The organism is Flavobacterium sp. FlaQc-47, from assembly GCF_044006475.1.
GTDB lineage: Bacteria > Bacteroidota > Bacteroidia > Flavobacteriales > Flavobacteriaceae > Flavobacterium.
Genome location: NZ_JBIPCQ010000001.1, coordinates 989,020 through 1,007,850 on the forward strand (window position 1 = coordinate 989,020; position 18,831 = coordinate 1,007,850).

17 protein-coding genes and 1 pseudogene are annotated in these 18,831 nt (G+C 35.7%); 7 read left to right on the forward strand and 11 right to left on the reverse strand.

What is annotated here, in order from left to right; translation table 11 throughout:
* Position 1 precedes the first annotated feature (1 nt).
* A complete protein-coding gene (locus ACHRVX_RS04090; RefSeq protein WP_395329491.1) occupies positions 2–1,327 on the forward strand; it encodes a S41 family peptidase in 1,326 nt (441 codons plus the stop codon).
* A gap of 210 nt (positions 1,328–1,537) precedes the next feature.
* On the opposite strand, the gene ACHRVX_RS04095 is transcribed toward ACHRVX_RS04090, so the two are convergent.
* Positions 1,538–4,456: a PQQ-dependent sugar dehydrogenase gene (locus ACHRVX_RS04095; protein WP_395329493.1), complete on the reverse strand. Its 2,919-nt coding sequence runs from the start codon at positions 4,454–4,456 to the stop codon at positions 1,538–1,540.
* Positions 4,457–4,517: 61 nt separating this feature from the next.
* Positions 4,518–4,889, reverse strand: coding sequence for a winged helix-turn-helix transcriptional regulator (locus ACHRVX_RS04100; RefSeq protein ID WP_395329495.1), 372 nt, complete (start codon positions 4,887–4,889; stop codon positions 4,518–4,520).
* Positions 4,890–4,995: 106 nt separating this feature from the next.
* Between ACHRVX_RS04100 and ACHRVX_RS04105 the strand changes: the two genes are divergently transcribed.
* Positions 4,996–5,607, forward strand: coding sequence for an FMN-dependent NADH-azoreductase (locus ACHRVX_RS04105; protein ID WP_395329497.1), 612 nt, complete (start codon positions 4,996–4,998; stop codon positions 5,605–5,607).
* A 458-nt stretch (positions 5,608–6,065) separates the two neighbouring features.
* Here the strand turns inward: ACHRVX_RS04105 and ACHRVX_RS04110 are convergent, their stop codons facing one another.
* Complete coding sequence (locus tag ACHRVX_RS04110; protein WP_395329499.1) at positions 6,066–7,346, reverse strand: acetyl-CoA C-acetyltransferase; 1,281 nt, start codon at positions 7,344–7,346, stop codon at positions 6,066–6,068.
* Between the two features lie 298 nt (positions 7,347–7,644).
* Between ACHRVX_RS04110 and ACHRVX_RS04115 the strand changes: the two genes are divergently transcribed.
* The gene (locus ACHRVX_RS04115) at positions 7,645–10,083 is read left to right on the forward strand and encodes a TonB-dependent siderophore receptor (RefSeq protein ID WP_395329501.1); all 2,439 of its coding nucleotides are present in this window, start codon (positions 7,645–7,647) and stop codon (positions 10,081–10,083) included.
* Positions 10,084–10,292: 209 nt separating this feature from the next.
* On the opposite strand, the gene ACHRVX_RS04120 is transcribed toward ACHRVX_RS04115, so the two are convergent.
* The 3 genes from ACHRVX_RS04120 to ACHRVX_RS04130 form a co-directional block, all read right to left on the reverse strand.
* On the reverse strand, positions 10,293–11,315 hold the full coding sequence (locus tag ACHRVX_RS04120) for an LLM class flavin-dependent oxidoreductase (protein ID WP_395329503.1): 1,023 nt from the start codon (positions 11,313–11,315) through the stop codon (positions 10,293–10,295).
* 455 nt (positions 11,316–11,770) lie between these two features.
* The gene (locus tag ACHRVX_RS04125) at positions 11,771–12,160 is read right to left on the reverse strand and encodes a DUF1634 domain-containing protein (protein WP_395329505.1); all 390 of its coding nucleotides are present in this window, start codon (positions 12,158–12,160) and stop codon (positions 11,771–11,773) included.
* Between the two features lie 4 nt (positions 12,161–12,164).
* The gene (locus tag ACHRVX_RS04130) at positions 12,165–13,001 is read right to left on the reverse strand and encodes a sulfite exporter TauE/SafE family protein (protein WP_213301320.1); all 837 of its coding nucleotides are present in this window, start codon (positions 12,999–13,001) and stop codon (positions 12,165–12,167) included.
* Between the two features lie 292 nt (positions 13,002–13,293).
* On the opposite strand from ACHRVX_RS04130, the pseudogene ACHRVX_RS04135 reads away from it, so the two are divergent.
* Positions 13,294–13,695 (forward strand): annotated as a pseudogene (locus ACHRVX_RS04135) (peroxiredoxin); the annotation flags it as partial.
* Between the two features lie 58 nt (positions 13,696–13,753).
* Positions 13,754–14,335 (forward strand): Crp/Fnr family transcriptional regulator, encoded by a 582-nt coding sequence (locus ACHRVX_RS04140; protein WP_395329507.1) that lies wholly within the window; start codon positions 13,754–13,756, stop codon positions 14,333–14,335.
* A gap of 19 nt (positions 14,336–14,354) precedes the next feature.
* Here the strand turns inward: ACHRVX_RS04140 and ACHRVX_RS04145 are convergent, their stop codons facing one another.
* The 5 genes from ACHRVX_RS04145 to ACHRVX_RS04165 form a co-directional block, all read right to left on the reverse strand.
* Positions 14,355–14,516, reverse strand: a complete 162-nt coding sequence (locus ACHRVX_RS04145) for a hypothetical protein (protein ID WP_395329509.1) — start codon at positions 14,514–14,516, stop codon at positions 14,355–14,357.
* A 2-nt stretch (positions 14,517–14,518) separates the two neighbouring features.
* On the reverse strand, positions 14,519–14,992 hold the full coding sequence (locus ACHRVX_RS04150; RefSeq protein WP_395329511.1) for a DUF6934 family protein: 474 nt from the start codon (positions 14,990–14,992) through the stop codon (positions 14,519–14,521).
* Between the two features lie 154 nt (positions 14,993–15,146).
* On the reverse strand, positions 15,147–15,359 hold the full coding sequence (locus ACHRVX_RS04155) for a hypothetical protein (protein ID WP_395329513.1): 213 nt from the start codon (positions 15,357–15,359) through the stop codon (positions 15,147–15,149).
* Between the two features lie 261 nt (positions 15,360–15,620).
* Entirely contained in the window at positions 15,621–16,052 is a 432-nt protein-coding gene (locus ACHRVX_RS04160) for a DoxX family protein (protein WP_395329515.1), read from the reverse strand.
* A gap of 96 nt (positions 16,053–16,148) precedes the next feature.
* A complete protein-coding gene (locus ACHRVX_RS04165; RefSeq protein ID WP_395329517.1) occupies positions 16,149–16,517 on the reverse strand; it encodes a winged helix-turn-helix transcriptional regulator in 369 nt (122 codons plus the stop codon).
* Positions 16,518–16,600: 83 nt separating this feature from the next.
* On the opposite strand from ACHRVX_RS04165, the gene ACHRVX_RS04170 reads away from it, so the two are divergent.
* Positions 16,601–17,479: an NAD(P)H-binding protein gene (locus ACHRVX_RS04170; RefSeq protein WP_395329519.1), complete on the forward strand. Its 879-nt coding sequence runs from the start codon at positions 16,601–16,603 to the stop codon at positions 17,477–17,479.
* Between the two features lie 270 nt (positions 17,480–17,749).
* Positions 17,750–18,763 (forward strand): zinc-binding alcohol dehydrogenase family protein, encoded by a 1,014-nt coding sequence (locus ACHRVX_RS04175; protein WP_395329521.1) that lies wholly within the window; start codon positions 17,750–17,752, stop codon positions 18,761–18,763.
* The last annotated feature ends 68 nt before the right edge of the window (positions 18,764–18,831 follow it).

An 18,831-nucleotide genomic window follows, 5' to 3' on the forward strand; every position in this document is an offset into this window, starting at 1 on the left:
AATGAAACACCTTTTTATTTTACTCTTATTATCTATCTCGATTGGTTCTTATGCTCAACAAAATCAAGCTGCAAAAGATTTGAATCTTACCGAAATCAATCAAAAACAAATTATTGATTCCTTATCAAAGGAACTTGAAGAGTTTTACATACGACCTAACTCGATTGCTGCTATAACGAAAAAGCTGAATGAGAACTGCAAGAAGGGAAGTTATAAAAACATCTCAAAGCCTAAGGAATTTGCTTCAAAACTGAGTACAGATCTTATCGATGTTAGCAAAGATTTGCATTTTAGTGTGCGTTATGATCCTGAATGGACAGCGACTAAAAAAAATAATAGTTTAGAATCTCAGAAAAAGCTGAAAGCAGAGGAATTAGCGGCGGCTAAAAAAAGAAATTTTGGTTTTCAGCAAGCACGAATTCTGGAAGGTAATATTGGCTATTTAGAATTCGATTATTTTGAAGATCCTGCCATAGCAAGCGAAACTGCGGTATCTGTAATGCAATTTTTAAACAATACAGATGCTCTGATCATTGATTTGCGCAAAAATAATGGCGGAGCTATGGAAATGGGACAATTTTTAAGCAGTTATTTTTATTCTGATAAGGAATTACCGCTTTATAAATATTATTACTACGAGAAAAACCGAAAAAAAGTGGAAAGGGAAATGTGGTTGTTGCCATCAGTTCCGGGGAAACGCATGGAGGATATCGATATTTATATTCTAACAAGTGAAATTACTTTTTCGGCTGCTGAATGGATGAGTTATTCGCTTCAAAACTTAAAACGCGTTACTATTGTGGGGGAAAAAACGGCCGGTGGTGCGCATCCGATTGATCGAAAAGTATTACCCAACGGTTTTTCTGTTAATATCCCTGTCGGAGAAGTAAAAGATCCTATTACCAATACGGATTTTGAAGGAAAAGGCGTTGTGCCGGATGTTTTTTGCAAAAGTGAGGAAGCGGTAAATACAGCTCATATTCTGGCATTGCAAAAACTTTCGTCAAAAAATAAGGATTCATTAAACAACCTTGATTGGTTTATTCCGATTATTAAAAACAGACAAAAAGCAACACATATTGACACTTCAATTTTAAAGTCGTACGAAGGTAAATTTGGGAAATCTGAACTGAAATACGAGAATGATAATTTGTACTATAAATGGAACAATATTGCGAGTTTTTTACTTACCCCGATAGATCAGGATTTGTTTCTCTTGAACGGAATTGATGATTTTCGTATAAAAGTTATTTTGGATAAAAATGGAGTGACGGGAATTAAGAGGATATATCAAAATGGAGATGAAAGGGTTTATGAGAAGGAGTAGAGGAGATTATAGAGGAAAGAGGAAAGAGGAAAGAGGAAAGAGGAAAGAAGAAAGATTTGAGAGTAGAGAATATAGAATAGAGATGATGTTGTATTTATAAAAAATCCCAAATCTGGTATTAGATTTGGGATTGGCATTATTACAATTTGTTTTTAAAACTGTTGGGTGTAATTTGTTTCTGTGTTTGAAAATTTTACAACCAACCTGATTTTACTGTTTACTTATAGAAATCGCTTTATCTGTTCCTTTTACTTTGATAAAATAAATTCCTGACGGATGTTCTGAAATACTTATTAAAGTTCCGGATCCTTGTTTTACCTGGGTTCCTAACGGGGAATAAACAGTCCATTCCAGCTCTTTTGATAGGTGGAATATTCCGGTTGAAGGATTTGGGAATACTTTGATTTTATTTGATTCTTCATTTGGATTTTCAATGCCGAGATTGCAATTATGAACCATAAATGGAGAATTGTTTTTACTATTATTTCCTATGGTATTGCTCACGGTTAATGAAACTGTTTTTGTTCCTTCTGTACCATAAATTACGGTGTGAGGTCCGGCTCCGGTTGCGGTTGCAGGTTGTGCGCCTTCGCCAAAACTCCAAGCATAATTATCAACGGTTCCTATAGAAACTGACGTAAAGGTTACGGGAGTATTCAGGCAGCCCATTGAAGTATTTACTTCATAATCAGCAATTGGTGCTGCGGTGCTTCCTGTTAGTACAAAGTCCATTTTATTGATGTTGATATCAGCTTCTTCAAAATACAAAGTGATAACGTGAGCGCCCTGAGTTAAAGGAATATTTTGGATTGTGGTGGTTTGCCATGTCTGAAAACCTCCTGTATTGGGTATATTAACGGTTCCGGTTACATTTACGCCATCTACTTCAAGGCGTAATTTTCGGTTAGCGTACGGAGATGCAGTTCTGAAATTAATGGTATAATTTCCGGTTGTATTTATTTTTGTAGTGTATTTAAGCCATTCATCTTTCGCAACGTACGATAGATTAAATCCACCTTCGTTACAAACTTCGGTTCCTACACGATCGCCGGGTCTGTAGGGAGTATCGCCTCCGCCATTTGTATCAAAATAAGCCGTTGGACCTACGTCATAATTCTCAGCTTCTATCACGCCGGGAACTTGTGCTACAACTCCCAGATAAGGAGCATTTCCAAGTGTGGTTGCAGTATAAACTGCAGTATAAGTGACTGTTCCTGTTGCAGGAGCTTTGAAGTTTTGGTTTGCCGCACCACCATGAGCCCAATGGTCAAAATCGTATCTGATATTGCCAACATATTGTGGAGTTGGCGCATTTAGCGTTTGTACCGATGCGTTTGCTACAACTTGTTTTATTGATGGTGCCGTAACTGGTTTCTGATTGAATTCTAATGCTAATAAAGCAGGAGTACTGGTTACGGTAACATCCACTAAATTAGGTTTTATGTCCACAAAAGCAGTTCCTGTTAAGCCATTAGTATCGGTAACTTTTACAGTAAATCTATACCAGACATTTGGTGTTTTTTCGCCTTGATTGGATGCTGTGAAATCTCCTGATTTTATACCTTGCGGGCTTCCGCCGGGATGCGAATGTCCGGCTCCTGGAATATCTTCATGAAAAAGATCAATATTCCATGAATACGCACTTGCGGGTAATATTCCGTCTTCGATATCTGTTGCAGTTGCTTCAAAATGAACCACATCATCAGCATTCCATTTTAAAGATGTTAATGGCGAAACTATGGTAACTACAGGCGTATTATTAAATGGTGTTACCGCTAAAGTTGCAGCATTACTGGTTGCATTTCCGGCAGTATTGGTTACTATCACTCTGTAAGCACCTGCATTTGCTGTGGTAACGTTAGGAATTGTATAATTGACCGCGGTTGCTCCGGGAATATTGACGTTATTAAATTGCCATTGATAAGTAAGTCCTACGCCACTTGCCGAAACGGTGAAAGTAACAGGAGTCGTTTGCATTATGGTTTGAGAAACCGGATGATTTACTATCGTTGGTGCGGCAGTAGCAATATAATCCAGTTTGATTAAAGCACCGTTATTTCCATACGCGCAATAATAAATGTAACCGTCATTGCCTAACATCATGCCCAGTGCCTGCTGCTGTGGTGCCGTATAAAATTCGGTTGATTCGGGATCAGCAATATTGGGGTCAAAGGAACGAATTGCATTTCGGACAAAATCCTTAATAATGAATTTTCCCTGAAGGTCAGGATAACGTGATGTTACAGGATTATAGAGTAAACCATTGGTTAAAGCGTTTCCGATACTTCCGGTTTGGTATGTAAAAATGGGGTTGGTAAAAATATCAGTTTCGGTTTGTTTTCCGTCCCCGCCTTGTGGATGTCCCCACGCATAATTGCGAATTGTTGGGTTGCTGATTTCATTGATTTCTTCCCACGAAGTTCCAACATCTAAAACAAATAATTTATTGGCCACGGGATTGGCAACAAGTCTCCACGGATTTCTGAATCCATACACCCAGATACTTTGTCTTTGTACAGAACCGGTTCCGTAAAACGGATTTCCGGGTGCAGGCTGACCATCTTCAGTAATTCTTAGGATTTTTCCTTTGTAGGTGTCAAGATCCTGAGCATTTGTGTTTTGCTGACTGTCTCCAACGGTTACATAAAGATATCCGTTAAAGAATTTTAAATCACCACCATTATGGAAACCTTGTCCGATAGGTTCTAAAAGTAAAATTTCCTGTCGGCTCACAACCTGATTGGCATTGTCAATTTTTATTCTTTCAATTCGGTGACGTATTACGCCATCATTAATAGAATAAAATACATAGATATAACCGTTAGTGGCAAAATCGGGATGCAAAGTAAGTCCAAGTAAGCCTTGTTCATTATCAGTAACGGTTGCTACTGTAAAAACGGTCGAAACAATATTGTTCTGAAACACTTTTACAATTCCGCCTCTTTCCGCAATAAATATTCGCCCGTCTGCTGATTGTTCTAAGGCAAGACCTTCTTTTATTACTGCAGTAGGAGCAAGGTTTTGTGTAATGTACTGGCAGTTTGCCTGCGATGAAAGCAATAGAAAAAAGGCATACAAAACAGGCCTTAAATGTTGCTTTTGAAAAAAGTAAAGTAGATTTTTTTTCATAATTATTAAGATTGAATTTATAATTTGGGTAACCAAATTTAAACTTTTTCTTCCTAATTATTTAATTTCCAATGATTTCTTTACGATGTAATGTTCCCCAGTCTTTTAATGCCATAATTACATTATTTAAAGATTTACTGTGTTCTGTTGATGCATATTCCACTGTTGGCGGGAATGTGTCATACACTGTGCGGGTTACAAGTTTGTTTATTTCAAGATCCTTAAGTTCTTTCGACAGCATTTTATCGGTTATGCCATTGATGTCTTTTGAAATTTGCTTGAAACGTTTAGGTCGGTTTGATAAAGCGATTAATATTGGTATTTTCCATCTTCCGCTTAAAACTTCTAAAGCGTCTCTTACCGGTCTTAATGACGCCAGGCATTCTTCTGGTTCACAGACTAATTGTGTTGTTTTCTCCAATGTTGTTTTCATATTCTGATGTTACTATCCTCAAGGAAAGCGCTATCCTCCAGGATAGTACTATAAAAGAGATAGCAAATGTTGATAAGTTTGTATCATAAACAAAATAATAATAAATATGAGCAAAAAGATTCTGAATATAGCAACAAGTATTAAAGGCGATGCTTCTTTTAGTAATAAATTATCGAATGCAATTCTGGAAAAATTGAAAACAGAATATAACGAAATCGAGGTTAAAACGCTTGATCTTTCTAAAACGCCTCTGCCTTACCTGAGTGAATTGGATATTAGTGCTTTTTATACTCCGGAAGAAAATCGTACAGAAGCCCACAAAGAAACTTTAAGACAATCTGATCTTGCAACAACTGAACTTCTGGAAGCTGATATCATTGTTATTGGCGTACCTCTTTATAATTTTGGAATTCCCGCAGTATTAAAAGGCTGGATCGATCAGGTGGCAAGAGCAGGTAAAACATTTAGTTACGATGAAAATGGACCAAAAGGATTATTAACCGATAAAAAAGTGTTTTTGTCCATTGCTTCCGGTGCCATATTTTCTGATGGACCTTATAAAAGTTATGATTTCTCAGAACCTTATTTACGTACGGTTTTAGGATTTTTAGGGATTACTGATATTACCACTTTTCGTGTAGAAGGAACTGCAATTCCTGACTTTGCTGAAAACGCTTTACCGAAAGCTTTGAATGCGGTAGAAGAATTTGCTTTTTAAATAGAAGATGCGGTTACGATAGTTGGACATTTTCGTAATTGTATAAATCCGATAGGTTTTTAAAACCTGTCGGGTTTGTCGTAAAATATCAATATTACAACTAGAGACGCATTTATAAATGCTCCATTAGGAGCAATATATTTATAGCATATTAATAACCAGAGTGAAATAAAGCTCCAGCGGAGCGATATATCTATTTTCGTAAAATTTAATATATCACCCCGATGGGGTTCTGTTGTGTAAATTTTTAATTTTCTATAAATATGTTGTCCCGCTGGGACTGAAAAAACAATTTGTATCAAACTTAGTAAACCTACAGGTTTTAAAAACCTGTCGGGTTTATCTTACGAAGAATACTGTCATCCTAGAGCGGAGTCGAAGGCTTTATTGTAAGAAAGGGCTTCGATTCCGCTCAGTCTGACAATAATGCACTTTGTTTTTTATATTAAACTATGTAATTATTTCTCAATAATCATTGTAACGCCTTGTCCTCCGGCTGCACAAATGGAGATAAAACCTCTTCCTGAACCTTTTTCGTTTAATAATTTTGCCATCACGCCAATGATTCTTCCTCCGGTTGCGGCAAAAGGATGTGCGGCGGCCAGAGAACTTCCTTTTACATTCAGTTTGTTTCTGTCAATAGCGCCCAGTGTTTTCTTTAAACCTAATTTTGCGCTGAGTTCCGGGCTTTCCCAAATTTTTAAAGTGGCTAAAACTTGTGCGGCAAATGCTTCGTGAATTTCATAGTAATCAAAATCCTGCAAAGTCAGTCCGGCTTTATCAAGCATTCTGCTGGCAGCAAATAAAGGAGCTAACAAAAGATTCTGTTGATTTTTTACGTATTCAATTGCGGCAATTTCGGCGAAAGTAATGTACGCGAGAATAGGAAGATTATTTTCTTTTGCCCATTCTTCACTCGCCAGAAGTATACAAGAAGCACCATCTGTTAGCGGAGTTGAATTTCCTGCAGTAAGCGTTCCGTTTACTTTATCAAAAGCGGGATTTAATTTTGCCAGTTTTTCAATAGTGCTGTCTTTTCTTAGATTATTGTCTTTGTCCAATCCGTTAAACGGCGTAATCATATCATCAAAAAAGCCTTCATCATACGCTTTTGCCATATTCAAATGACTTTTTAGCGCTAAATTATCCTGATCCTCACGGGATATTTGGTAATGTTTAGCAGTAATTTCAGTGTGACCACCCATCGAAAGTCCGGTTTGTGATTCTTCATTTTTAGGAACCAGAGGCGATAAATCTTTCGGACGAAGTTGCAGAAACAGTTTTATTTTTTCTCCGAATGATTTTGCTTTTCGGGCATTCAGTAAAATTTTTCTCAGATTTTCACTCACTGCAATTGGCATATCGCTGATAGAATCAACACCTCCGGCAATTCCGGAATCTATTTGTCCCAGAGCAATTTTGTTGGCAATATATATGGCACTTTCAATTCCTGTATCGCAGGCTTGTTGTAAATCACAGGCTGGAGTTGCGGGATTAAGAGCGGTTTTCATTACACATTCACGAATCAAATTATTATCGTACGTATGTTTGATTACGGCACCTCCGGCAACTTCACCCAATAGTTTTCCCTGTAGATTGTATTTATCAACAAGTCCGTTAAGTGCAGCGGTCATCATTTGTTGATTTCCAACCTCGGCGTAAGCGGTATTTGCTCGCGCAAACGGAATCCTGTTATACCCAACAATTGCAACTTTTCTAACTGTAGTGGTGGTATTCATAGATCTTAAGATTAGTTTTTGTTCGAAGGATTAAAGTTAAGAAGAAATTTTGGATCAAAACCAAAACCTGAGGAGAGAGAAAAAAATTACCGCAGCGCATACAAAGATTTTTTACCAGGAAGGGTGGATATAGGCACAAAGTTCACAAAGCTTTGTGTAGACCTGGCTTTATGAACTTTGTGTTTGTCAACTCAACTGTACGATTTATATTTATTTAGAATGATTAAAAATAATTTGGATAAAAGAGTTTTAGCTATTACTTTTGCCACCGAAATCAAAACCAATCAAAATGAATAACATGACAATAAAAAAAGTTTTATTTTTTCTTGTGTTCTTAAGCTCATTACCCATGATGAGTCAGGAACTGGGAAAAGTAACAGGAAAAGTTTCGCTAAGCGGAAACGCACCGGCAGAAAATGTATCTGTAGTTCTTAGAGGAACAAAATATACTGCCGTTACAAATGAAAAGGGACAGTACGAAATTAAAAACGTGAAGCCGGCAAGTTATACTATTAGTATTCATGCTGTTGGAATTCACCCAGTAGAAGATCAAATTATTGTAAACGCAAAGCAAACTACAACAAAAAACTTCATGCTTGCTGAAAGTCAGGAAGATCTTGACGAAGTAGTGATTACAAAAAACAAGTACAAACAAGATAAACCTTCTTTGTCATTACGTCTTCAGACTCCTGTTCTGGAAATTCCTCAAAATATTCAAATTGTTAGTGGTCAGACTTTAAAAGATCAGCAAATTATCAGTATGAGTGATGGAGTTATTCGTAATGTGAGTGGTGCTGTACGTTTAGAACACTGGGGTGATATGTACACGAATATCACAATGCGTGGATCTCAAATTCAGGCTTTCCGTAACGGTTTTAATGTTGTATCTTCTTTCTGGGGACCACTTACAGAGGATATGAGTTTTGTAGATCATATTGAATTCGTGAAAGGACCTGCGGGATTTATGCTTTCCAGCGGTGATCCAAGCGGACTTTATAACGTGGTTACTAAAAAACCAACGGGAATGACTAAAGGTGAAGCTACTGTAATGGCGGGAAGTTATGATTTTTACAGAGCTAGTGTTGACCTTGACGGGAAATTTGACAAAAAAGGTAAATTTTTGTATAGATTTAACGGTGCTTTTCAGAAAAAAGGATCTCATCGTCCTTTTGAGCACAATGACCGTTATGTAATTGCTCCGGTACTTTCTTATCAAATAGATGATAAAACTAAAGTTACTCTAGAATATAATTACCAAATGGCTAATATGACAGAGGTAGGTTCTTACTATGTTTTTGGTGCTGATGCCGGAGGTTATGCTACAACACCTGTTGATTTTACAATGACACAGCCAGGTTTACCGGATACAAAAATAAATGATCATAGCGGTTATCTTGTATTCGAACATAAATTTGATGATAGCTGGAAGCTTACTGCTCAGACAACGTATTTTAAATATCTGCAAAAAGGATACAGTTCGTGGCCAAGTGCTGTAGGTCCTGGTCCTGTCGATTCAGATTTTGATGGTATTCCTGAAGGAACGCTTGGAAATGGCGAAATAATAAGAAATGTAGGTATTTGGGATTCTGAAAGTAATATGTACTTAGGTCAAATATTTGTAAATGGAAAATTCAATACAGGTTCAATAAGTCATAAAATATTAGGCGGGGTAGATTTAGGAAGCAAAGATTATAAGGCAGACTGGGGACAATCTCATGATCTAGATACTGTTGATAATCCTTTTAATGTAAATGCTCCAAATTACGGACCACCTTCAAACGGAATGCCTAATTTTGACAGAGATACTCCTCTTTCAGTGAGAGCTGCGGCTGCAGGCGGATTAATGAGTTCAGAATATGCAGCAGGTTATGTTCAGGACGAATTAGGGTTTTTTGAAAATAAATTAAGACTGACTCTTGCTGCAAGATATACCTGGATCAGTCAGGCAAGTTGGGGAGGAGCTCCAATCGCAGATTCTCATATTACGCCACGTGTTGGAATAAGTTATTCTATTACAGAGAGTCTGGCTGTTTACGGATTATATGATCAGGCTTTTACTCCACAATCAGGTCTTATTAAAAGCGGTGAAAAGGTAAAACCCTTAACTGGAAACAATGTTGAATTAGGTATTAAAAAAGACTGGTTTGACGGTTCATGGAGTACAACTTTAGCAGCTTACAGTATTTTAAAGAAAAACGAACTTACATCTGATCCTGCAAATACTCCTGGAGAACAATATTCTGTTGTATTGGGAGAAAAGAGAGCTCAGGGTATTGAATTGGATTTAAGAGGAAAATTATTTGATGGTCTTAATTTAGTAGCGAATTATGCATTTACAGAATCTCTTGTAAATGAAGTTGATCCGGCAGTTTCTGCTGCAACAGGAATTAAAGTGGGGGATATTGTTCCGGGTTATTCTAAACATGTTGCTAATGCATGGTTGAATTATACTGTTCAAAGTGGTGCAATTAAAGGTTTTGGAGCTTCTATAGGAGGGACTTTCCTTGACGGACGCCAAACTGATACGTGGAGTGTAGGACTTCAAAAATTACCTGGCTATTTCAAATTAGACGGAGGTTTATCATATGATACTAAAAAGTTCAAAATCACGGCCAACGTATTTAATATCTTAGATAAATATCTTTACAGTGGTTCTTATTATTCTTATCTTAATGCTTACTACTGGCAAACAGAACAGCCAAGAAACTTTAGAGTTGGTGTAACATACAAATTCTAAGAATAAACGTTTTATAACAAAAAGCATCCGTTAATAGCGGATGCTTTTTTTATGTTTTTTCCAGCCCGCGGATGACGCAGATTAAACGGGTTTTCACTGGTTTTTTATGTCTTATATTTTTTGTTTGCTTTTAGCGTACTTATGACAAGTATTATAAAAGAAAAATCTGTGAAAACCGGTTCAACCCGTATAATCCGTGGGTAAAAAAATTATCCTTTATGAATTAACGGAATAACTTTAGAACCTATAAGTTCAATAGCATTCATCAATTGCGTGTGGGTTAAACCTGCATTGTCCATTTGGAAAGTAAACCTTGAGATTCCGCCAAGAGATTCGCTGTGACGTAAAATTTTCTCCGCAATACGTTCAGGATCACCCACAACTAATACACCTTCATCATCAATAAGCATATCAAATTTGTCTTTTGTAACCGGTGGCCATCCGCGTTCTCTTCCTAATTTAGTCCAAAGTTCAGCATAACCGGGATAATATTCTGATATGGCTTTTTCAGTAGTACTTCCCACAAAACCAGGTGAATGTAAACCAACTTTTAATTCTTCGGGTTTGTAACCTGCGGCTTTTCCGGCTTCACGGTACAAATCAACCAAAGGTTTAAAACGATGCGTTTGTCCGCCAATAACCGCGACCATTAAAGGCAATCCCATCGATCCTGCTCTCACAAAAGATTCCGGAGTTCCGCCAACGCCTAACCAAATAGGCATTTTTTCCTGTATGGCTCTTGGATAAACGGGTAGATTATTCAAAGCGGGACGAAATTTCCCCGACCATGTTACAAATTCATTATCCCTGATTTGAAGCAATAATTCTAATTTCTCTTTAAAAAGTGCATCATAATCATTTAGATTATATCCGAAAAGTGGATACGCTTCAATTGCAGATCCGCGTCCTGCGACGATTTCCGCCCTTCCTTTCGAAATTAAATCAAGTGTTGCAAAACTTTGATACAATCTTACAGGATCTACGGCACTTAAAACCGAAACGGCACTTGCCAATCTGATGCGTTTTGTCCGGGCTGCGGCTGCACTTAATATTACGGCTGTAGCCGAATCTAAAAACTCTTTTTTATGATGTTCTCCAATTCCAAAAACATCAAGACCCGCCTGATCAGCAAGTTCGATTCTTTGCAGTAATTGTTCCATCGCATCAACACTACTCAAAGTGTTGTTGTCACCGTACATTGCCGAAGCAAAACTATCAATTCCTATTTCCATTTTTTTTTAGCTTTAAGCTATAGGCAATAAGCAATAAGCTTTTTACAAAGCCTGCCGATTATTGCTTTTAGCCATTATGTGTTATGCTTCAAGCTTTTTTACGAAGCATATATTTATAAATTAATGCTATTAAGTTTTAAGCTTATTGCGTAAAGATTAAAGTCTGTAGCAATTTTTTTTAGCTTTACGCTATAGGCAATAAGCTTTTAGAAAGCCTGCGGATTATTGCTTTTAGCCATTATGTATTACGCTTCAAGCTTTTTTGCGAAGCATATATTTATAAATTAAAGGTATTAAGTTTTAAACTTATTGCCTAAATCTTAAAGCCTATAGCATTTTTTTTAACTTTAGGTGGTAGGCTTTAAGCCATTTCAATTTTTGTAATTATTGTAATTTATTTTTTTATCGTTAAGATTTTAAGCTTATTGCCTAAAGCTTAAAGCCTATAGCTTTCCTTAATGTGAGAATCCAAACGAAACACTGATCAAAATAATGATAATAACAATCAGGGTAATCACGACATACAAATAATCTTTCTCTAATAAAAAAGAAAATAAGGAGAGTAAAACACGTAATACCGGCGTTAGAAACAATAAAATAATACCAACAAATATCAATGATTCTCCATTTCCCAGAATGGCACCGTTATAGATTGCCGAAATTACTTCGAATATATTGCGGTCATTTTCATGAAATACAGAGTAGTTTTCAATATCGGTACTATGTGCCATTAAATAGACAATTCCGCCAAGAAAAGCCACTGATAATGAAATCCAGACGCCGTAGCGCAATAAATTCCCTATGATGGTTTGAAAATCTTTTTCTCCAAATTTTTCCTTTTGCATAACCTTAGATTTTTCCATTAAGTCCGTTGTATATCATGTTTACTGCAAGCACAAAAATCAGGCACGCAAAAAAGATTCTTAGTTTTTTAGGGTTTGTTTTCACGAGTACTTTTGCTCCCGCCATTGCGCCAAACAAAACACCAATTACAACAGGCATACAAATTCCGGGTTCGATATATCCTTTTTGAATATAGATTACAGAACTCGCCATTGCTGTAACGCCCATCATAAAATTACTGGTTGTGGTAGAAACCTTAAACGGAATTCTCATAATATTGTCCATTGCAATAACTTTAAAAGCACCGGAACCAATTCCTAACAAGCCGGACATCATTCCTGCAATTCCCATCATGCTAAAACCGCCAATAACATTTTTAGTTCCGTAACTGATAACTTCTCCATCATGTGAAGGATAGGTTCCTGCTAGTCGTAGTTTTTTAGCTAAAGGGCTTGATTCTAAAACAATATGTTCCTCTTTTTTGCGAAGTGAATTGATAGCCGAGAAAATCAGGGTAAGTCCGAATAATACGGCGATGAATGAAGTAGGAGCGATGGTGGAAAGTAAAGCACCGCAAACGGCTCCAATTGTGGTGGCAATTTCAAGAAAAATTCCCAATCGCATATTCGTAATTCCTTCCCTGACATACGCTGCCGCCGAACCTGAAGAAGTGGCGATTACAGAAACTAATGCCGCACCAATTGCATAATGAATGTCAACGCCAAGAATAACTGTTAAAAGGGGAATTATGATGATTCCGCCACCCAAACCTGATAATGAACCAATAAAACCTGCTAAAAAAGCACCAAGAATCATAATCAGGGTAAATGTAAGTACTGTCATTCGGATAAATTTTGTTGATGCTAATTTACGAATACATATTTATTCTCATGGAATTTACGAGCTTAAATAAACCTTAAAAATGTAAAGCCTTTAATTCAGTTTTTAAAACCAGAGATATACGATGTTTTTCTGTTTTATAAAATGGAACTTTTTAAATAGAAATTACCTTAAGTTAATTTTGCAACTATTATTTAGGATCAAATTTGTATTATAAAATTTAAACAAAATTAAAAATGATAAATGAATTAAAAGTTGGGGATAAAATACCTCATTTTACACTACACAGGATCAAAGCGGAAATAATTTCAACAGCGCAACTGATGCTCTTGGAAGCACTACAGTAATTTACTTTTATCCAAAAGATGAAAGTGGCGTTTGTACTAAGGAAGCTTGTGCTTTTCGAGACAGTTACCAGGATTTTACTGATGCCGGAATACAAGTTCTGGGAATTAACGCCGCAGGTATAGAAAGTCATAAAACTTTTGCAGAAAAAAACAGATTGCCTTTTAAATTATTGAGTGATCCGGGAAATAAAGTGATTAAGCAATTTGGAGTGAAGAAAGCTTTATTTTTAACAGGCAGAGAAACTTTTGTTTTAAATGATAAAGGAATCGTAATCTATAAATTTAGAGATTTCTTTAAAGGTGCCGCTCATGCAAAAGAAGTATTAGAGTTTTTAAAACATACAAAGTAATACTTTAATTTGTTACTTTTAAGCCCGGTTCATTTGAGCTGGGCTTACCTGTTTTTTTATGAGTGATAAAAAGGAATTGTTTGATTTTTTGCACGATTTTTCGAATCTTTCAGAAGTAGATTTTGACAAAGGAAATCAATATTGGTACACGAGAACTATTAAAAAAGGAGAATTTTTTAATATGCAGAATTTTGTATGCTCGGATCTTGGTTTTATTCGAAAAGGGATTTTCAGAATTTATTATTATGATGAAAAAGCGATGGAAGACAGGAACATGTTTTTCTTTTCTGAAGGGAAATTTATTGTTTCCTTTGCCAGTTTTGTTTACCAATATCCCTGTGCTTATTATGTAGAAGCGATGGAAGATGCAGAACTGTATGCTATAAAATACAAAGATCTTCAGCATTTGTATAGTGTCAATAATGGCTGGGCAAATACAGGAAGACTTTTAGCCGAATTGTTCTTTATCTACGCTCAATCCAGAATGGAGGAACTCCTTTTTAATAATGTGGAACAGCGTTATACAAAATTACAAAAAGAACAACCCGAAATTCTTAATCGAATTGCCTTATTTCATATTGCGTCTTATCTTGGGATTACAAGTCAATCGTTAAGCAGGATTAGGAAGAGATTGGGGTGATTTTGATGAATTAGAATAGTTAAAAAGACAGATTAAAATCTTTCACTATTTTATTAACCTCTTCTATTTTATTTGAAACAAAATTTACATTTTTGATTTTGTCTAATTTTTTATCTATTGAGATAGTTGAGTTTATCTTTGACGTATCTTTAAGCGATATTTTTTTAGCTGGATTTTTCATGATTATTTTCTTTTAATTAAAAAACCGACAAACTTTGTACTGCTATTAAAAGGTATATTGTAATATTTTGCTGTATCTGGATTTTGTATTATACCAAAGATAATAAAAGTTTCAGTTAATTCTTTATAATTATTTGTAATAGCCATTCTGTAGAGTCTAGTTCTTATATCGCAACTTCCCGAAAAGAAGACAAATTTGTCTGGGTTTAGTTTTGTAAAAGTATAAGTTGCATTTGCAACGGTTGCTAAAATTACATTTCTATCTCCATTGTCCGTAATGTTTATGTCATCGATATCAAATGTGCCGTTGTTATTATTAATGTTTATTTTATCACCAAAACCTAAATTCACAAGATCTGGATTATTAGTTACGGTGTATTTTATCACTTTAGAAATATCTCCTCGTAGACCAGTACTAATAAATTCAAAAATCGTAAAATCTGAATTAGCTTTTAAATCATATTTTTGATAATTCATTAATTTAAAATTAACCGCAAAAGTAAGATTTTAAATTAAAATTATTTTTAATTTGTAAGAATATATTCTTTTTTTTTTGAAATTAAAAAAGCCCCATTACAAAATAATGAAGCTTTTATAAATAGTTTAAAACCTTTAGGGATCTGAAATATATTTATTTCATTTTTCCTACAGTATCTGTTTTTATAGCAGATGAATCCGGTACCACAGTTGCTGTATCTACTGATGTACTTACTGTATCCATTGTTGTTTCGGTAGAATCAACATAAGTATTCTCTGCCGGGATAGTGTCATTTTTCTTGCATGAAAATGATAATCCAATTAAAACAAAAAGAAATGCGACTTTTGATTTGAATGATGTTTTCATAATTTATTTATTTCGTTACTAATTAATTATTTCAAATTTAAACAGTTGGCGTTTTAATTCTTTACATGATTCTTAATTATGTTTTATAAAATACTCATTGTTAGTATTTTAAAAATGATTCGCAGTTGGTTCTGATAATATAAATTTCTTATGAAAATGAATGCCCTAGCCCTGATAGCAGCGGTATCCTTTTTCTGGCTTTTTAGACAGGAAAAGATACAAGGGGATAGCAGGAATAGCTACAAATTATTAAAATAGAACTTATTTATTGTCAAGCGCATATGAAGTTTTGTGAATGGCAGAAAGTAATAAAGCAGCTGCGGCACTTGTTAAAACTGAATAATCAAAAGGGGCTTTTATGGAAACCGAAACCGCCATACTAATGGCAAAAAGCAACATTAATGCTGAGGTTCCTAAAGCGGCAAGTCGGGTTTTGAAGCCCAGAATTAACGAAAGACTAAATGTAATCTCGAAAAATGTTGCCAGAGCGCCTAATATTCCGGCTACAGATTTACTGGCAAATGAGTTCAGGGTTTGAGTATAGGCGATGAAGTTTTCCCAATTTCCCCATGCAACTCCGGGTGCACCGGGCGCTGCCCAAAAACCGAAACGATCTGCAACGGCGGATAACATTGTAATTCCCAGTACAACTCTTAAAATTAAGCCTGCTTGTGGTATTGATATGTTTTTCATCTTTATAAATTTTACGTAAATATAAAGAGATGTTGGCAACTTTGGATACTTGTTTTTATAAATTCTATCGCCTGGATTTAGGTTTAGAATTGCTTTTTAAGAAGCATTAAAACCATCTTCTTTATCCTTAAAAGCCCATGATGCCATTGCCTCAATAACGGGCATCAGACCATTTCCGGCATTACTAAGCCTGTAAGTTACAAAAGGCGGAACAACCGGTTTTGCTTCTCTGATAACAAGATTATCTGCTTCGAGCTGTTTTAAATGCTGGATTAACATTTTTTCGGTTATTGCGGGAATTGCTCTTTTTAATTCGCTGTAACGTTTGCTTCCGCCGGAAAGATGGTAAATAATAATGGGTTTCCAGTATCCGCCAATTTTTTCCATTACATAAGTTACAGGACATTTGTCTAAGGCATATTGCTTATTTTCCTGAATTGTCGATGATTCTTTAATTGCTGTCATTTTGTGCATACTTTAGGGTAAGTACTTGTATAAAAGTAAGTACAAATATACCTTTGTTTAAGATAATAAAAAATAATTTAGATATGAAAATTACAATTTCAGGTTCATTAGGAAACATTGGTAAACTTTTGACCACAAAACTTATTGCTGCAGGACATGATGTTACTGTGATTACGAGTAATAATGACAGAGTAGAAGCTATTGAATCTTTGGGCGCAAAAGCAGCCGTAGGTTCAGTTGGCGATGCCGTTTTTTTGAAAAATGCATTTACAAATGCTGATGCCGTTTTTGCTATGACGCCTCCAAATATGGGAGGAGCAAATGTCATTGCCAATACTATAGATGCGGGAAAAGCATTTGCAACTGCGATAAGCGAAGCAGGAGTGAAGCGCGTTGTTATGCTAAGCAGTATTGGGGCGGATTTGCCTGGCGGGAATGGTCCGATTGCGGGATTATACAACATCGAAAAAATATATGAAACTCTAAACAACGTTTCATTAACTTTTGTACGTGCCGGATTTTTCTTCAACAATTTGTACAATGATGTGCCAATGATAAAAGGAGCGGGAATTATTGGATCTAATTATTCTGCTGCAACTACAATTCCTTTTGTGCATCCTGTGGATATTGCCGATGCTGTTGCAGAAGAATTACAAAAAACACCTGCAGGAAAAGACATTCGTTATATTATAAGCGATGTTCGTACATCGAGTGATGTTGCAAAGGTTTTAGGTCTGGCAATTGACAAACCGGAATTACCGTGGATTGAATTTACGGATGAACAAGCGCTTGGCGGAATGAAAGAAGCGGGTTTACCTCTTGAAATAGCCGAGTTATATACCGAAATGGGATCTGGTTTAAGAAACGGGAAAATTCAGGAGCATTTTTTAAGCAGTAAAGCTGCTGTTGACGGAAAAATAAAATTAGAAGATTTTGCAAAAGAATTTGCTGCGAAGTTTTAAGTAAATAAAAGTTCAAGTAAATAAATAGTCCCGATATTGGGAAATAGATTTTAAATTTAAAAAGAACGCAAAAAGAAATATATTTCTTTCACAGAGCTAGCTTTGTGTCTTTTAAAAGCCGATTGTATAGTTTGTACAATTGGCTTTTTTTGTTTTAGTTTTAAAAATCAAATTGATAAATTTATACAGATATACCATCAAGTTATACCATTTCTTAAATTGAATCTGCCATTATCTTTGTGATAGAATTACAACTTAAAAATAATACATATGAAAGCTATAGGATTTAAAACATCATTGCCGATAACTGAAAAAGAGAGTTTTACAGCATTTGAAATTCCAAAACCAGTTCCCGGTTTGCGTGATTTACTGGTAAAAATTAGTGCCGTTTCGGTTAATCCGGTTGATTATAAAATACGTCAGAATAGTGCAAAAGATACCGTTTTAGAAACACCAAAAATTATTGGCTGGGACGCTGTTGGAATTGTTGAAGAAATTGGATCAGATGTGAGTTTGTTTAAAATTGGCGATGAGGTGTATTATGCCGGAGATATCACTAAACCGGGAAGCAATGCTGAATATCAGATTATCGACGAACGAATTGTGGGCAGAAAACCAAAATCACTTACTATTGATGAAGCGGCAGCGATGCCTTTAACGGGCTTAACAGCTTGGGAAATATTATTTGACCGTATCAGAATCAATCCTGAAAAAGACAAAGGCAAGTCGATTTTAATCATTGGCGGAGCTGGCGGAGTAGGTTCAATCGCCATTCAACTGGCTAAAAAAATAGCAGGATTAACCGTTATTGCAACAGCATCGCGTCAGGAAACTATCGATTGGTGCAAACAACAAGGTGCTGATTTTGTGGTTGATCACAAGGATTTGATAGCCTCTGTTCACGAAGCGGGATTTCAAAATGTCGATTTTATCCTGGACTTTGTCGATACAAATTTATATTGGGATACCATGGTGGAACTAATTAAACCCCAAGGTCATATTGCGTCGATTACAGGAAGTAGTGATCCTGTTGCATTAAACAAATTAAAGAATAAAAGTGTATCATTTTCTTGGGAATTAATGTACACTCGTTCTATGTTTGAAACTGATGATATGCAGGAACAACATAATATCCTGAATAAAATCGCTGAATTATTAGATGAAGGTATATTAAAATCAACGTTAAATGAAACCCTTATTGGTTTGAATGTAGAAAACTTCAAAAAAGCACATGAACTATTAGAATCCGGTAAAACTATTGGCAAAATTGCGATTAAGTTTTAAATTTATAAAATATCTATAAAACAAAATAGGCTGTCATAAATGACAGCCTGTTTGCAATAAAGTAGATT

Bases quoted from the DNA above. Each gene is read 5' to 3' on its own strand.
- ACHRVX_RS04125 (WP_395329505.1), bottom strand. From the start codon at position 12,160: ATGCAAAAGGAAAAATTTGGAGAAAAAGATTTTCAAACCATCATAGGG.
- ACHRVX_RS04130 (WP_213301320.1), bottom strand. From the start codon at position 13,001: ATGACAGTACTTACATTTACCCTGATTATGATTCTTGGTGCTTTTTTA.
- ACHRVX_RS04175 (WP_395329521.1), top strand. From the start codon at position 17,750: ATGAAAGCTATAGGATTTAAAACATCATTGCCGATAACTGAAAAAGAG.
- ACHRVX_RS04150 (WP_395329511.1), bottom strand. From the start codon at position 14,992: ATGAATTATCAAAAATATGATTTAAAAGCTAATTCAGATTTTACGATT.
- ACHRVX_RS04120 (WP_395329503.1), bottom strand. From the start codon at position 11,315: ATGGAAATAGGAATTGATAGTTTTGCTTCGGCAATGTACGGTGACAAC.
- ACHRVX_RS04170 (WP_395329519.1), top strand. From the start codon at position 16,601: ATGAAAATTACAATTTCAGGTTCATTAGGAAACATTGGTAAACTTTTG.
- ACHRVX_RS04165 (WP_395329517.1), bottom strand. From the start codon at position 16,517: ATGACAGCAATTAAAGAATCATCGACAATTCAGGAAAATAAGCAATAT.
- ACHRVX_RS04160 (WP_395329515.1), bottom strand. From the start codon at position 16,052: ATGAAAAACATATCAATACCACAAGCAGGCTTAATTTTAAGAGTTGTA.
- ACHRVX_RS04115 (WP_395329501.1), top strand. From the start codon at position 7,645: ATGACAATAAAAAAAGTTTTATTTTTTCTTGTGTTCTTAAGCTCATTA.
- ACHRVX_RS04110 (WP_395329499.1), bottom strand. From the start codon at position 7,346: ATGAATACCACCACTACAGTTAGAAAAGTTGCAATTGTTGGGTATAAC.
- ACHRVX_RS04090 (WP_395329491.1), top strand. From the start codon at position 2: ATGAAACACCTTTTTATTTTACTCTTATTATCTATCTCGATTGGTTCT.
- ACHRVX_RS04140 (WP_395329507.1), top strand. From the start codon at position 13,754: ATGAGTGATAAAAAGGAATTGTTTGATTTTTTGCACGATTTTTCGAAT.
- ACHRVX_RS04100 (WP_395329495.1), bottom strand. From the start codon at position 4,889: ATGAAAACAACATTGGAGAAAACAACACAATTAGTCTGTGAACCAGAA.
- ACHRVX_RS04155 (WP_395329513.1), bottom strand. From the start codon at position 15,359: ATGAAAACATCATTCAAATCAAAAGTCGCATTTCTTTTTGTTTTAATT.
- ACHRVX_RS04095 (WP_395329493.1), bottom strand. From the start codon at position 4,456: ATGAAAAAAAATCTACTTTACTTTTTTCAAAAGCAACATTTAAGGCCT.
- ACHRVX_RS04145 (WP_395329509.1), bottom strand. From the start codon at position 14,516: ATGAAAAATCCAGCTAAAAAAATATCGCTTAAAGATACGTCAAAGATA.
- ACHRVX_RS04105 (WP_395329497.1), top strand. From the start codon at position 4,996: ATGAGCAAAAAGATTCTGAATATAGCAACAAGTATTAAAGGCGATGCT.